The organism is Novosphingobium sp. BL-S-20, assembly GCF_055521635.1.
Genome location: NZ_CM145494.1, coordinates 107,080 through 120,801 on the forward strand (window position 1 = coordinate 107,080; position 13,722 = coordinate 120,801).

Below are 13,722 nucleotides of genomic sequence, written 5' to 3' on the forward strand. Positions count from 1 at the left end.
TATATAGCATCGATGTGACAAAATTACCAGAGGCGAGCGGACGGTTAACCGTCGCTCGCCTCAAGGTCTGTCGGAGCAGGGCGAAAAGGCCCGCCAAGTCCCTCATTCACTGGGGAAAGCAGGTTCCCCAGGTGAGGTTGCAGTGCAGCAATCAGTCGCCTTCGCCGGGCTCGGGCGAGAAATATTTTTCTAGCTTGCCTTCTTCGCCGCGCATCGCGTCCGCGTCTTCCGGCGCGTCCTTCTTGGTGGTGAGGTTGGGCCATTCCGCCGAATACTTGGCGTTCAGCTCCAGCCACTGCTCCAGGCCGCTCTCGGTGTCGGGCAGGATCGCCTCGGCCGGGCATTCCGGTTCGCAGACGCCGCAATCGATGCACTCGCTGGGGTTGATGACGAGCATGTTCTCGCCCTCGTAGAAGCAGTCCACCGGACAGACTTCGACGCAATCCATGTACTTGCACCGGATGCAATTGTCGGTGACGACATAGGTCATGGCTGCGTATTCCTCTTAGAAGGCCTCGTTTCGGTTGGCCGCTGCTATGGGAACATCTGCCCCCGCGTCAAGCACTCTATAGCAGGACTGGGCTTCGGGGGCCGGTCCGCGGCGCTCGGGAAGGGATAGGATTTCTATCACCCGGACGCCTCCAGCTGTTGGCACGGTCAGGATATCGCCGATGACGACCTTCTGATGCGCCCGTTCCACCCGGCGGCCATTGAGCCGCATATGGCCTTCTTCGGCCATGGTCTGGGAGAGGGGCCGCGTTTTGACGAGGCGCAGGAACCAGAGAAGCTTGTCGATCCTCATGCCTGTCCTGCTCCTCCCATGCTATCTGCCGAGCAATTCGCCGAGTGCGGCGAAAGCGCCGTCGCTGTGCTTCGGCGCGGGGCGTGCCACTTCTGCTTCGCGTTCGCGCTGCGGCGGGCGCCAGCGCCAGCGCACCGGGGCCGGGGCGCCATGCGCGCCTTCGGGGAGCGAGCGCGGCATCATGGCCTGGAAGCCGCCGAAGCGCAGCAGGCGGGCGTAGCTGGCGGTGGTCAGGCCCATCGACACGGCGCGGGCCGGATCGAGCGAGAACGAGCGCGAGGGGCCCCTGTTACCGTTGGCATGGCCGCTGGCGGCGGAGCGCGCCTCGTGCGCCTCGCGCAGCAGCTTCTCGGCCATGTCGAGACGGAGGAGCTGCTTGCCGAGATTGCGGTAGCCGGGGGCCTTGTGGCGCTTCGTGGCGCCCATTGTCGGCGGCATGGCGGCATCGGGGGCGCCGCCGGGAATCTCCTTGCCCGCGATCTTCGCAAGCTGGCGCCAGAGGGCGATCGGGCCGGGGCGCAGCATGGTGGGCAGGAACAGGTCGAGCGCGCCCACGCGCACGCCCAGCTTCGCCAGCATCGTGCGGCGGGCCTTGTCGATCCGGTCCACGCCGGAGCCGTCGCGGGCGATCATGCCGCCGCGCTCGACCAGGGTGATGAGCAGGGCGCGCAAGTCCGGCCCGGCGTCCTCGGCGCGGCTTGCCTCATCCAGCTTCGCCAGCGGGGCGAGCGGTTCCAGCGCCGTGACCAGCCAGGCTTCGAGCGCGGCGACCAGAGCCTTGCGGGCAGGGGCGGGAATCGCATCGAGCACGCGGTCGGGAACCAGCACCGGCGCCAGCAGCGAGCGGCCGGGGGAGAGCGCGGCGATCTTGCCGCCGTCCCAGCTGAGCTTGCCGTTCTCCAGCGTGAGCGGTGCAGCGCCTTCGTGCACGGCGGCGGTCAGGGCTTCGGCGCGCGACTGGAGCAGACCGGGCAAGTGGCGCTCGGCGGCGGACAGCAGCAGCTTGCGGTCGGAAAGGCGGGCGGCAGGATCGACCTGGAAGGCGAAGCCGTGCAGCGAGCCGATGTGCTCGCCTTCCACCAAGACTTCCGCGTCTTCGAGGCGGACCGAAAGCAGTCCAGCATCGGGGCCGAGTTTTTTCATGAGCACGGCGGTCCTGCGGTTGATGAATCGTTCGGTGAGTTTGCCATGAAGGGCATCGGAAAGGCGAGCCTCCACGGCCCGGGCGCGGGCGGCCATTTCCTCGCGGGCCAGCACCCAGTCCGGGCGCTGGGCGATATAGGCCCAGGAGCGGATCGCGGCGATGCGGCCCTGCAGGGTGTCGATGTCGCCGCCGGTCAGGTCGAGCCGGGCGATCTGCTGCGCCATGTAGTCGGCGCCGAGTTCGCCGTGGCGAAGGTCCTGCCAGAGCCGGGCGACGAAGCGCGAATGAGTCTCCACGCCCTGCTGGCGGAAATCGGGCAGGCGGCAGACTTCCCAGAAGCGGCGCACCATGGCGTGGCCGCGCAGGCTGTCCATCACCGTGCCGTCTTCGGAAAGGCGCTTGAGTACCGCAAGGTCGATTGCCTCCGGGCCGAGGACGAGGCCGTCGCGGTCCGGCGGCGTTTCGAGGTCGGAGATCAGCGTGGCCACGCTGTCGAAGCGCGGTTCGGGATCGCGCCAGAACAGTTTGGTCAGCGGCGGGAAGCGGTGTTCCTCGATCGCGTAGACTTCGTCGGGCTCGAATTCGGAATCGTGCCCGCCGGAGCCGGTGAGGGTGCCGAAAGTGCCGTCCTTCTGGTGGCGCCCGGCGCGTCCGGCGATCTGGGCCATTTCCGAGGTGGTGAGTCGGCGGTGGCGCTGGCCGTCGAACTTGGAGAGTCCGGCGAAGGCGACATGCTCGACATCGAGGTTGAGGCCCATGCCGATGGCGTCGGTGGCGACGAGGTAATCCACTTCGCCCGACTGATAGAGCGCGACCTGGGCATTGCGCGTCTGCGGGCTGAGCGCGCCCATGACCACGGCAGCGCCGCCCCGGAAGCGGCGCAGCATTTCGGCGATGGCGTAGACCTGCTCGGCCGAGAAGGCGACGATCGCGCTGCGGGGCGGTATGCGCGAGAGCTTCTTCGCCCCGGCATGGCTGAGGGTGGAGAAGCGCGGCCGCGTGACCACTTCGACATTGGGAACGAGGGACTTCACCATCGGCTCCAGCGTCGCCGAGCCGAGAATCATTGTCTCCTCGCGCCCGCGGGCGTGCAGCAGGCGGTCGGTGAAGACATGGCCGCGCTCGCGGTCGGCGCCGAGCTGGGCTTCGTCGATGGCGACGAAGGCGAGGCTGCGCTCGGTGACGGGCATCGCTTCCACTGTGCAGAGCAGGTAGAGCGCTTCCTTCGGCTCGATGCGTTCCTCGCCGGTGATCAGGGCGACGCTTTTCTCGCCCTTGATCTTGCAGACGCGGTCGTAGACCTCGCGCGCGAGCAGGCGGAGCGGGAAGCCGATGGCCCCGCTGGAATGGGCGCAAAGACGCTCTATGGCGAGGTGAGTCTTGCCGGTATTCGTGGGACCGAGCACCGCCTTCACCCCGCTGGGGGCGTCCTTTCGCGACGAGGCATGCCGGTCGTGAACCATTATGGAGCCGAATGTGGCACCGCCTCCAGCCCCCCGCAAGTCTCGGCTCGTCGAAAGGAGGGTGAAAATCCCCGGAATTAGCGGGAGGTTAACCTTGAAGGGGCAGAAGCGGCCTCTCGAAGTCGGGCTTTTCCGCGGGATCGGATGAGCCTGCGCCGCGTGGGGCGGCAGCTTTCGTACGGTGGGAAACGGGCATCTTGTTCAAGGCGCTGGAGCAGAGTGGGGAAGGGACCGCGCATGTCGCGGCGCTTTCGCACGACCAGGTGCTGGAGGATGTCCGCTCGCCTACCGAGAAGCTTTCGCGACTGGCCCGCTGGAAGCGCGGTATCGAGCGCTGGTGTCACGAGGTGGAGATCGCGCCGGACCTCGCCTGCGATATTGGCAGCCGCCGCTGGTTCCGCGGCCTTGCGACGATGCTCGGGCTGGGGGTTGCCGCTTTCGCGATGGGGCCGGACTTCTCGGCGGTCGAGGCCGCGACGCCGCTCGCAAGCCGCAGCCGCGACGAATTTCGCAGCCAGACCATCTCGCCGCTTGCGCTCGGGGCCGACAGTGGCCGTCACATGGGCGCGAGTCCGCTGGTGCGTCCGCTTGCCAATGTGCCGGATCGGCCTTCGATCCAGCTGGTCTCGAATCTGGGGCAGGGCGACAGTTTCGCGCGCATGTTGGAGCGCGTCGGCGTGGGCGGGGCGGATCTGGCGCAGATCACCCAGTTGGTGAGTCAGGCGGTGCCGGTGGACGATCTCGCCTCGGGAACGCGCTTCGATATCACCATGGGCCGGCGTTCTGCGCCGGGAGCGCCGCGTGCGCTCGATTCGATGGATTTCCGCGCGCGTTTCGATCTCGATCTTTCGGTGGAGCGCGGCCCCGGCGGACTCGCGCTCGTGCGCCACCCGATCCGCGTGGACGAGACGCCGCTGCGCATTCGCGGCACGGTCGGCTCCAGTCTCTATCGTTCGGCGCGCAATGCCGGGGCGCCGGTGGGCGCGATCCAGTCCTATCTGCGCGCGATCGACAAGTATCTCAGCCTGGAAAGCGACATTGCCGCGCAGGACCAGTTCGATATCGTCGTGGCCTACAAGCGCTCGGCCAAGGGCGAGCGCGAGGTGGGCGACCTGCTCTATGCCGGGCTCGATCACGGCGGCAAGCCGAGGGTCCAGCTGCTGCGCTGGGGCAAGCAGGGCGAGATGATCGCGTCCTCGGCGCTGACTCAGGCGCAGGGCGCGCCGGGCGGCATGCCGGTGGCGGGGCACATGACCTCGCCCTACGGCAAGCGCCGCCATCCGATCCTCGGTTTCGTGCGCATGCATGCGGGGATCGACTATGGCGCGCGTTACGGTTCGCCGATCTACGCGGTGGCGGACGGCGTGGTGAATTTCGCCGGGCGGCATGGCGGGCACGGCAACTATGTGCGCCTCAGCCATGGCGGCGGACTCGATACCGGCTATGGCCATATGAGCCGCATTGCCGTTTCACGTGGAACACGGGTCAGGGCGGGGCAGGTGATCGGCTATGTCGGCTCGACCGGGCTTTCCACCGGGCCGCACCTTCACTTCGAGGCCTATCGCGGCGGGCAGACGATTAACCCGGCGGGGCTGCGCTTCATTGCGCGTCCGCAAATCGACGGCAAGGAGAAGGACGCCTTCCGTGCCAGACTGAACGCAATGCTCGGGGTGCAGCCGGGTGAGGCACTCGGCACGATCGCCGCGCCTGTCGAGGCTACGGTGGATGCCGGGCGCGAGATCGACCGACTGGCGCCGGGGGCCGAGCGGGGCCCGCAAGCCAACTGATCTGAATCGACGCCCCGATCAACAAGCGCCGTCGCCCCCGCGAAGGTGGGGCCCCGCTTTCTTTCTCGACCCCTCGTAATACGCAAGGAAGCGGGATTCCCGCCTTCGCGGGGATGACGGGAGTGGGGAGGCGAACCAAGAGCTGACGGGGGCTTCGACAGGCTCAGCCTGAGCGGTTCTTAAAGAGACCCCTTGGACAGTCCGTCACATTGAACCCGCCGGATTTTTCCGGCAATCACACCGGCCATGACCGGAGCATATCCCCACACCCGCCTGCGCCGCGCGCGCGCCACGGCCTGGAGCCGCGCCATGCACCGCGAAACGGTGCTCACCCCCGCCGACCTCATCTGGCCGGTCTTCGTGACCGAGGGCGAGTGCGTCGAGCAGCCGATCGCCTCGCTGCCCGGCGTCTCGCGCTGGTCGGTGGACCTGCTGGTGGAGCGCGCGAAGGAAGCCGCCGATCTCGGCATTCCCTGCCTCGCCCTGTTCCCGGACACCCAGCCCGAGCGCCGCAGCGATGACGGCGCCGAAGCGCTCAATCCCGACAACCTGATGTGCCGCGCCCTGCGTGCCATCCGCGCGGAACTCGGCGACCGGATCGGCCTGCTCACCGACGTGGCGCTCGACCCCTATACCAATCATGGCCAGGACGGGCTGCTAGGGCCGGACGGCTACGTTCTCAATGACGAGACGATCGAAGTGCTGGTCGGCCAGTCGCTGAATCAGGCGCGCGCCGGGGCAGACATTATCGCTCCGTCGGACATGATGGACGGCCGTATCGGCGCGATCCGCGATGCGCTGGAGGACGAGGGCTTCGTCAACGTCCAGATCATGAGCTATGCCGCCAAGTATGCCTCGGCGTTCTATGGCCCGTTCCGCGACGCAGTGAACACGCGCGGGCTGCTCAAGGGCGACAAGAAGACCTACCAGATGGACCCGGCCAATACCGAGGAAGCGCTGCGCGAGGTCGAACTGGACCTCGGCGAAGGCGCCGACAGCGTGATGGTGAAGCCGGGCTTGCCCTATCTCGACATCGTGCGCCGGGTGAAGGAGACCTTCGAGGTTCCCGTCTTCGCTTATCAGGTCTCCGGCGAATACGCGATGATCGAGGCGGCGGTGGCGGCAGGGGCGGCGGACCGCGATGCGATGGTGCTGGAGACCCTGCTGGCCTTCAAGCGCGCGGGTTGCTCGGGTGTGTTGACCTATCACGCAGTCCACGCCGCGCGCCTGCTCCGACAGTGACGCCGTGAGCGACTTCAGGCTGGAGACCGATCGCCTCGTGCTGCGCAACTGGCGGCCGGGCGACATCGTGCGCTTCGCGGAAGTTACCAATACGCCCGAGGTCATGCGCTGGCTGGGCGGCGTGATGGACGCGGAGCGGCTCGCGGCTTCGGAAGCGCGCATGCTGGGCTTTCATGAAAGCTACGGCCACACCTTCTGGATCGCCGAGCGCAAGGCCGATGGCGGCGATCTTTCCGGCGAGATGCTGGGCTTCTGCGGTCTCAAGACAATCGACGCGCCGGGGGCTTCGTTCCTCGGCGCGGTCGAGATCGGCTGGCGCCTGCGCAGCGATTCGCATGGCAAGGGCTATGCACGGGAAGCGGCCACGGCGTCGCTCGATGCCGGATTCGACCGGTTCGGTGCGGAGGAAATTTTCGCCATCACCGTGATCGAAAACGCGCCGAGCTGGGGCCTGATGTGCCGTCTCGGCATGCGGCGGCGCGAGGAACTCGATTACGACGACTTGCGTTTCGAGCCGCCACTGCGCCACACCATCGTCTATTCGATCACGCGCGAGGAATGGGCCGTGCAGCCGCGTTGAACCGGCGCGCGACCGGGAGAGAGATAATGAGTCAGCACCGAACCGACATCACCGTGGCGGCGATTCACGGCAAGGCGCCGCGGATTCACTCCAGCGCTTTCATCGCGCCCGGCTGCCGGATCACCGGCGATGTCGAGATCGGGCCGGACGTCAGCATCTGGTACAACTGCGTGATCCGCGCCGATGTGAACCGCGTGGTTATCGGCGCGCGGACCAATGTGCAGGACGGCACCGTGATTCATTGCGACAGCCCCAAGCCCGTGCGGCCTGAAGGCTACCCGACCCTGATCGGTGAGGACGTACTGATCGGGCACATGGCCATGGTGCATGGCTGTACTCTGGAAGACCGGGCCTTCGTCGGCCTCGGGGCGATCGTTATGGACGGTAGTCACATCGAGTCCGACGGCATGTTGGCGGCGGGCGCGCAACTGACCGGCAAGCGCATCGGCGCGCGGCAGCTCTGGATGGGGCGCCCGGCGAAGTACTTGCGCGATCTCGACGAGGCGACGCTGGCTGGAAACCGGGCCGGAATCGAGGCCTATGTTGAACGCGGACGTCACCATGCCGAGGCGCTGGGCCTGACCGACTGATGGCCAAGCCGAAAATCGCATTGCCGCCGGTGGAGGCGATGTATGCCTTGATTGATGGTGAAGGGAGGCTGACGGTTCGCGTGACGCCCGGTGCGAAAGTAGAAGCGCTGGAGATCGTTGACGACCGTCTGGCCGTGAAGGTCAGGGCCAAGCCGGAGGACGGCAAGGCGAACGAGGCGGTCCGGAACCTGCTGGCAGTAGCCCTCGACGTGGCGCCTTCGCGCGTCGAATTGCTGCGCGGGGCCACTTCGCGAGAGAAACAGTTCCACGTGGAACTTCCTCGCCCGTAATCAGCGGGCCATGCCTCGGGCCATGCGGGTCAGCACGTCGATCATGGCCTGGGCGATATGCGCCGGTTCGGGCGCGACATCCGCGATGGCGCGGGCCATGGCTTCGGCCCATTGCGCGGCGGTCGTGCGGTCGATGGCGAAATCCTTGTGCAGGCTCATCATGCATTTGCCCGGATTGGCCTCGAACCAGTCACGCGGGCCGCCCGCCCAACCCGCCAGAAAGCGCGGCAGCGAGCGGCGCATGGGTTCGAGATTCGCGGCATGCATCGCGCGCAGCTCTGCATAAGCCGGGTCCTGTTCCATCAGATCGTAGAAGCGATTGGCGATCGCCGCGAACGTGGGCGCACCGCCGAGTTGGTCGTGCGGGGTAGCGGGGGCTGCGGTCTGTGTGGTCACGTTCGGGGTTCTTTCAGGCACGGGAAGGGGAGCCTGTTCTTCCTAGCCGCTCTGTTCCACGTGGAACTTGATCGCGGTCAATCCCGAACCATGGCTTTGAGTGTTTCGATCCGGTCGGCCTCGTGCGCGGGCTTGTCCATGCGGATACGGTGGATGCGCGGAAAGCGCATGGCGAGGCCGGACTTGTGCCGTTTGCTCAGGTGGACCGAATCGAAGGCGACTTCCAGCACCAGCGACTTATCCGTCTCGCGCACCGGGCCGAAGCGGTTGACCGTGTGATTGCGGACATAGCGGTCGAGCCATTTCAGCTCCTCGTCGGTGAAGCCGAAATAGGCCTTGCCGACCGGGAGAAGTTCGGCGCCGGAATCGGGATCGCCGTCCCAGCAGCCGAAAGTGTAGTCGGAATAGAACGAGGAGCGCTTGCCGCTGCCGCGCTGGGCATACATCAGCACGCAGTCGATCAGCAGCGGATCACGCTTCCACTTGTACCAGAGGCCGGTCTTGCGCCCAGCGACATAGGGGCTGTCGCGGCGCTTTAGCATCACGCCTTCGATGGCATTGTCCCGCGCACCCTCGCGGATCGCGGCGAGCTGCGCGAAATCGCTGGCCGCGATCACTGTGCTCAGGTCGAAATGCTCGGGATCGAGGCGGGCGACGAGCGCCTCCAGCCTCGCCCGTCGCTCGCGCCAGGGGAGGGGGCGCAAGTCCTCGCCCTCGACGATCAGCGCATCGTAAAGGCGGACGAAGGCAGGGTATTCGGCCAGCATCTTCTTCGATACCAGCTTGCGGCCGAGCCTCTGCTGAAGCGCATTGAAGCTGGCCGCGCCGCCTTCCTCGCCGCCCTGGTGAACACCGCGCACCAAGAGTTCGCCATCGAGCACCGCATTCACCTGAAGCGCGGCGGCGATCTCGGGGAAAGTGCCGGAAATGTCGTCGCCCGAGCGCGAATAGACCCGCGTGTTCCCGGCGACGCGGACCACCTGTACGCGAATGCCGTCCCACTTCCACTCGGCGGCATAGTCGGCAAGGTCGAGCTGCGCGTCCTCCAGCGGATGGGCGAGCATGAAGGGGCGGAACAGCGGCAGGTCTTCGGAAGAGGGCGCCGCCGCGCCGTGTGCGGCCCAGTCGAACAGCGCGAGGTAGGGCGGCTGCTGGCCGTGCCAGTGCTCCTCCACGTCCTCTACCGGGACCTCGAAGGCCTGCGCGAAGGCGGTCTTGGCGAGGCGGGCGGAAATGCCAATCCGCATGGCGCCCGTCGCCAGCTTGAGCAGGGCATAGCGGCCCTCCGCATCGAGACGGTCGAGCAGGTGCGGCAGTTCGGTCATGACATTGGCGCGAGTCATGCGGGCAAGGGCGTCCACCGCTTCGCTGACGGTGGGTGATTCGGGTGGAGAATCCGGGCCGGGCCAGAGCAGGCTGGCGGTCTCCGCCGAATCGCCCACATAGTCGCGGCTCAGTGTCCAGAGGATCGGGTCGATCCGCTCGCCCATCAGGTTGCGGATCGTCGAACTCTTCACGGCGGGGAAGTCGAGGCCGTCGGTCAGCGCGGCCAAGGCCCATCCGCGATCCGGATCGGGAGTCTCGCGCAAGTAGTCGGCCAGGAGCTTGAGCTTGGCATTGCGGCTGCGGGTGTAGACCAGCGCGTCGATGAGGGCGGCGAAGCGTTCCATTAGAGCAAAAGGAAAGTCCTGGAGGATGATCCCCCAGACCCTCGGAATGTCGACCTTGCGCTTGCCGATCCGTGGTGCGCGCATTTCGGGGGAGGGGGGCTAGTCATCTTCGTCTTCGTATCCCACCAGCGCCAGCGCCCGTGCTTTGCGCTGATTCAATTCGCACCAGCGCAGCATCGCTTCCTCGCGGCCGTGGGTGATCCAGGTCTCGGCCGGATTCACATCGATCACCGTTTGAGTCAGCTCGTCCCAATCCGCATGGTCGGAGATCACCAGCGGCAGTTCGACCATGCGCTGCCGCGCGCGCTGGCGCACGCGCATCCAGCCCGAGGCCATGGCCGTGACCGGATCGGGCAGGCGGCGGCTCCAGCGGTCGTTGAGGGTCGAGGGCGGCGCGATGACCACCCTTCCTGCAAGGTCCGCCTTCGGAGTGTCGCTTACGAGGCGCAGATCGCCAAGATCGACGCCGAGGTCCTCGTAGAGCCGGCACATGCGCTCCATCGCACCGTGGAGGTAGATCGGGTCATGATGACCCGCGCGGCGCAGTTCCGCGATCAGGCGCTGGGCCTTGCCGAGCGCATAGGCGCCCACCAGCACGCAGCGCTCCGGATTGGGGGCAAGAGCGGCGAGCAGCTTGGCGATCTCGTGCTCGACCGGCGGGTGTCGGAAAACCGGGAGTCCGAAGGTCGCCTCGGTGATGAGGACATCGCAGGGCGTCACTTCGAAGGGCGGGCAGGTGGGATCTGCGCGGCGCTTGAAGTCGCCGGTGACGACGATCCGCTCGCCCGCATGTTCCAGCAGGATTTGCGCGGAGCCGAGGACGTGCCCGGCAGGAACGAAAGTGGCAGAGACGCCGCCGCGCAGAGTCAGGGTCTCGTTATAGGCGACCGGCACCGCGCCTTCGGAGGTGGCATAGCGCAGCTTCATGATCGCCAGCGTTTCCGGCGTCGCTACGGTCTCGCCATGGCCGCCGCGGGCGTGGTCGGCATGGCCGTGAGTCACCAATGCGCGGCCTACGGGGCGGGAAGGATCGATCCAGCAGTCGGCGGGGACGACATGAATTCCCCAGGGTTCGGGTCTGATCCAGGAGAAATCGCGGGCCATGGATGAAAAATGGGGCAGGAACCGCGTGGTTCCCACCCCATTTTCGTACTTTGCGCCTGGGCTTCGACAAGCTCAGCCTGAGCGGACTGAAGGTCCAATTCTCTGTCATCTCCTCCCGCTCAGGCTGAGCCTGTCGAAGCCCCCTGAGGCAGGAAGATTATGGCCTCAGTCGTCGGCGTTGGCCTCGGACTGCGGACCCGGCTTTTTAGCCGACTTCTTGGCAGCCGGAGCCTTCTTGCCCTTGACCACCTTCGGCGCGGCGGGAGTCAGTTCGAAGTTCAGACCGTCGTCCTTCACCGAGACATGGACTTCGCCGCCATGGTTCAACTTGCCGAACAGCAGTTCCTCGGCCAGCGGCTGCTTGACCTTCTCCTGGATCACGCGGCCCATCGGGCGCGCACCGTAGAGCTTGTCGTAGCCGCGATCGCCCAGCCAGGTGCGCGCGTCGGAGTCGAACTGGATGTGGACGTTCTGGTCGGCCAGCTGGAGTTCCAGCTGGAGGATGAACTTGTCCACCACCCGGCTGATCGTGTCCTTGGCGAGGTAGGCGAAGGGCACGATGGCATCGAGACGGTTGCGAAATTCCGGCGTGAACATCTGCTTCACCGCTTCGTCCCCGGCATCCGCCTTGGACGTGTCGCCGAAGCCGATGCCCTGGCGGGCCATGTCGGACGCGCCCGCATTGGTGGTCATGATCAGGACCACGTTGCGGAAGTCCACGGTCTTGCCGTGGTGGTCGGTCAGGCGGCCGTTGTCCATCACCTGGAGCAGGATGTTGAACAGGTCGGGGTGGGCCTTCTCGATTTCGTCCAGCAGCAGCACGCAGTGCGGATTCTGGTCGATCGCGTCGGTCAGCAGACCGCCCTGGTCGAAGCCGACATAGCCCGGAGGCGCGCCGATCAGGCGGCTGACCGAGTGACGCTCCATGTATTCCGACATGTCGAAGCGCTTCAGCTCGATGCCCATGATCGAGGCGAGCTGGCGGGCGACTTCGGTCTTGCCGACGCCGGTGGGGCCGGAGAACAGGAACGAGCCAATCGGTTTGTCCGGATCGCGCAGGCCCGCGCGGCTGAGCTTCATCGCGGTGGAGAGGACGCCGATGGCCTTGTCCTGACCGAAGACCACGCGCTTCAGATCGCGTTCGAGGTTTTCGAGCGCCTTCTTGTCGTCCGAGCTGACCGACTTGGGCGGGATGCGCGCCATCGTCGCGATCACCTGCTCGATCTCGCGCGCGGTGATCGTCTTCTTGCGGCGGCTGGGGGGCACCAGCATCTGCATCGCGCCCACTTCGTCGATCACGTCGATCGCCTTGTCGGGTAGCTTGCGGTCATTGATATAGCGGGCCGAAAGCTCGACCGCGGTCTTGATCGCGTCCGGCGTGTACTTGACCTTGTGGTGTTCCTCGAAGGCCGAGCGCAGGCCCCTCAGGATCTTGATGGTGTCTTCCACCGTGGGTTCGTTCACGTCGATCTTCTGGAACCGGCGCAGCAGGGCGCGGTCCTTCTCGAAGTGGTTGCGGAACTCCTTGTAGGTGGTCGAGCCGATGCAGCGGATCGTGCCGCCCGACAGCGCGGGCTTCAGCAGGTTCGAGGCATCCATCGCGCCGCCGCTGGTGGCGCCGGCGCCGATTACAGTGTGAATCTCGTCGATGAAGAGGATTGCGTGCGGCATCTTCTCCAGTTCGGAGACGACCTGCTTCAACCGTTCCTCGAAGTCGCCGCGATAGCGGGTGCCGGCCAGCAGGCTGCCCATGTCGAGCGAGTAGATCACCGCTTCGGCCAGCACTTCGGGCACTTCGCCCTCGACGATCTTGCGGGCGAGACCTTCGGCGATGGCGGTCTTGCCGACGCCGGGATCGCCCACGTAGAGCGGGTTGTTCTTCGAACGGCGGCAGAGAATCTGGATCGTGCGGTCCACTTCGGGGCCGCGACCGATCAGCGGGTCGACCTTGCCGTTCAGCGCCTTCTCGTTGAGATTGACGGTGAACTGGTCGAGCGCCGAATCCTTCTTGCTGGCATTCTTGGCCTCCGCCTTTTCCTCGGGCGTGGGGGCGTGTTCCTCGGCACCCTTGGCGCTCTTGTCCTCCACGCGCTTGCCGCCCTTGCCGATGCCGTGGCTGATGTAGCTGACGGCGTCGAGGCGGCTCATGTCCTGCTGCTGCAGGAAGTAGACGGCGTAGGAATCCCGCTCGGAGAACAGCGCGACCAGCACGTTGGCGCCGGTGACGGTGTCCTTGCCCGAGGACTGGACGTGGAGAATGGCGCGCTGGATCACGCGCTGGAAGCCGGCGGTGGGGGCGGGATCGCCCTTTTCCTCGGTCTTGAGCGACTGGTATTCCTGGTCGAGATACTGACGGACCACGTCACCGAGGTCGCCAAGCTCCACGCCGCATGCCTGCATGACCTGTGCCGCATCCGGATCGTCGATCAGGGCGAGCAGCAGGTGCTCCAGCGTGGCATACTCGTGGCTGCGCTCGGAAGCGTGCGACAGGGCCGAGTGCAGTGTCTTTTCCAGGCTTTGCGCGAAACTTGGCATCTAGAAAACTTTCATCTGGAAGGGGGACTCTCCTTGCCCGAAGCTGGCCTAGCCAGAGTCTGGGCGGATGAGTGTTGGGAGGGCTGGGGTTCATTTCATATATAGGGACGCTCCGGAGG

Annotated in this window: 12 protein-coding genes; 5 read left to right on the plus strand and 7 right to left on the minus strand. The window is 66.2% G+C overall.

Annotation, left to right across the window (positions count from 1 at the left end; all coding sequences use genetic code 11):
* Positions 1-151: 151 nt before the first annotated feature.
* Genes fdxA through ACZ1II_RS08220 form a run of 3 tightly spaced genes read right to left on the minus strand, consistent with a single transcriptional unit; the run spans position 152 to position 3,409 of the window.
* On the minus strand, positions 152-490 hold the full coding sequence (gene fdxA, locus ACZ1II_RS08210; protein ID WP_021234860.1) for a ferredoxin FdxA: 339 nt from the start codon (positions 488-490) through the stop codon (positions 152-154).
* 15 nt (positions 491-505) lie between these two features.
* Positions 506-802: an RNA-binding S4 domain-containing protein gene (locus ACZ1II_RS08215; RefSeq protein WP_465145983.1), complete on the minus strand. Its 297-nt coding sequence runs from the start codon at positions 800-802 to the stop codon at positions 506-508.
* A gap of 21 nt (positions 803-823) precedes the next feature.
* Positions 824-3,409: a helicase-related protein gene (locus tag ACZ1II_RS08220; RefSeq protein ID WP_465145984.1), complete on the minus strand. Its 2,586-nt coding sequence runs from the start codon at positions 3,407-3,409 to the stop codon at positions 824-826.
* Positions 3,410-3,606: 197 nt separating this feature from the next.
* Here ACZ1II_RS08220 and ACZ1II_RS08225 point away from each other — a divergent pair, with 197 nt between their 5' ends.
* The 5 genes from ACZ1II_RS08225 to ACZ1II_RS08245 all read left to right on the plus strand — a co-directional run bounded on the left by ACZ1II_RS08225 (position 3,607) and on the right by ACZ1II_RS08245 (position 7,898).
* Positions 3,607-5,196, plus strand: a complete 1,590-nt coding sequence (locus ACZ1II_RS08225) for a peptidoglycan DD-metalloendopeptidase family protein (RefSeq protein ID WP_465145985.1) — start codon at positions 3,607-3,609, stop codon at positions 5,194-5,196.
* Between the two features lie 246 nt (positions 5,197-5,442).
* The gene (gene hemB, locus ACZ1II_RS08230) at positions 5,443-6,438 is read left to right on the plus strand and encodes a porphobilinogen synthase (protein WP_465145986.1); all 996 of its coding nucleotides are present in this window, start codon (positions 5,443-5,445) and stop codon (positions 6,436-6,438) included.
* A gap of 4 nt (positions 6,439-6,442) precedes the next feature.
* Complete coding sequence (locus ACZ1II_RS08235; RefSeq protein ID WP_465145987.1) at positions 6,443-7,018, plus strand: GNAT family N-acetyltransferase; 576 nt, start codon at positions 6,443-6,445, stop codon at positions 7,016-7,018.
* Positions 7,019-7,044: 26 nt separating this feature from the next.
* A complete protein-coding gene (locus ACZ1II_RS08240; protein ID WP_465145988.1) occupies positions 7,045-7,608 on the plus strand; it encodes a gamma carbonic anhydrase family protein in 564 nt (187 codons plus the stop codon).
* The gene (locus tag ACZ1II_RS08245; RefSeq protein ID WP_465145989.1) at positions 7,608-7,898 is read left to right on the plus strand and encodes a DUF167 domain-containing protein; all 291 of its coding nucleotides are present in this window, start codon (positions 7,608-7,610) and stop codon (positions 7,896-7,898) included. Before ACZ1II_RS08240 ends, ACZ1II_RS08245 begins: the two co-directional genes overlap by 1 nt.
* Here the strand turns inward: ACZ1II_RS08245 and ACZ1II_RS08250 are convergent, their stop codons facing one another.
* The 4 genes from ACZ1II_RS08250 to clpA all read right to left on the minus strand — a co-directional run bounded on the left by ACZ1II_RS08250 (position 7,899) and on the right by clpA (position 13,603).
* A complete protein-coding gene (locus tag ACZ1II_RS08250) occupies positions 7,899-8,294 on the minus strand; it encodes a group II truncated hemoglobin (RefSeq protein WP_465145990.1) in 396 nt (131 codons plus the stop codon).
* A gap of 77 nt (positions 8,295-8,371) precedes the next feature.
* Positions 8,372-9,964, minus strand: coding sequence for a cisplatin damage response ATP-dependent DNA ligase (locus ACZ1II_RS08255; protein ID WP_465147260.1), 1,593 nt, complete (start codon positions 9,962-9,964; stop codon positions 8,372-8,374).
* A gap of 99 nt (positions 9,965-10,063) precedes the next feature.
* Positions 10,064-11,068: a ligase-associated DNA damage response exonuclease gene (locus ACZ1II_RS08260; RefSeq protein WP_465145991.1), complete on the minus strand. Its 1,005-nt coding sequence runs from the start codon at positions 11,066-11,068 to the stop codon at positions 10,064-10,066.
* Between the two features lie 165 nt (positions 11,069-11,233).
* Positions 11,234-13,603 carry an ATP-dependent Clp protease ATP-binding subunit ClpA gene (clpA, locus tag ACZ1II_RS08265; protein WP_465145992.1) on the minus strand — a complete coding sequence of 790 codons (2,370 nt, stop codon included), beginning with the start codon at positions 13,601-13,603 and terminating at the stop codon, positions 11,234-11,236.
* Between the last annotated feature and the right edge of the window lie 119 nt (positions 13,604-13,722).

Excerpts from the sequence above, each read along its gene's own strand:
- fdxA (WP_021234860.1), bottom strand. The coding sequence starts at position 490 with ATGACCTATGTCGTCACCGACAATTGCATCCGGTGCAAGTACATGGAT.
- ACZ1II_RS08215 (WP_465145983.1), bottom strand. The coding sequence starts at position 802 with ATGAGGATCGACAAGCTTCTCTGGTTCCTGCGCCTCGTCAAAACGCGG.
- ACZ1II_RS08220 (WP_465145984.1), bottom strand. The coding sequence starts at position 3,409 with ATGGTTCACGACCGGCATGCCTCGTCGCGAAAGGACGCCCCCAGCGGG.
- hemB (WP_465145986.1), top strand. The coding sequence starts at position 5,443 with ATGACCGGAGCATATCCCCACACCCGCCTGCGCCGCGCGCGCGCCACG.
- ACZ1II_RS08240 (WP_465145988.1), top strand. The coding sequence starts at position 7,045 with ATGAGTCAGCACCGAACCGACATCACCGTGGCGGCGATTCACGGCAAG.
- ACZ1II_RS08245 (WP_465145989.1), top strand. The coding sequence starts at position 7,608 with ATGGCCAAGCCGAAAATCGCATTGCCGCCGGTGGAGGCGATGTATGCC.
- ACZ1II_RS08255 (WP_465147260.1), bottom strand. The coding sequence starts at position 9,964 with ATGGAACGCTTCGCCGCCCTCATCGACGCGCTGGTCTACACCCGCAGC.
- ACZ1II_RS08260 (WP_465145991.1), bottom strand. The coding sequence starts at position 11,068 with ATGGCCCGCGATTTCTCCTGGATCAGACCCGAACCCTGGGGAATTCAT.
- clpA (WP_465145992.1), bottom strand. The coding sequence starts at position 13,603 with ATGCCAAGTTTCGCGCAAAGCCTGGAAAAGACACTGCACTCGGCCCTG.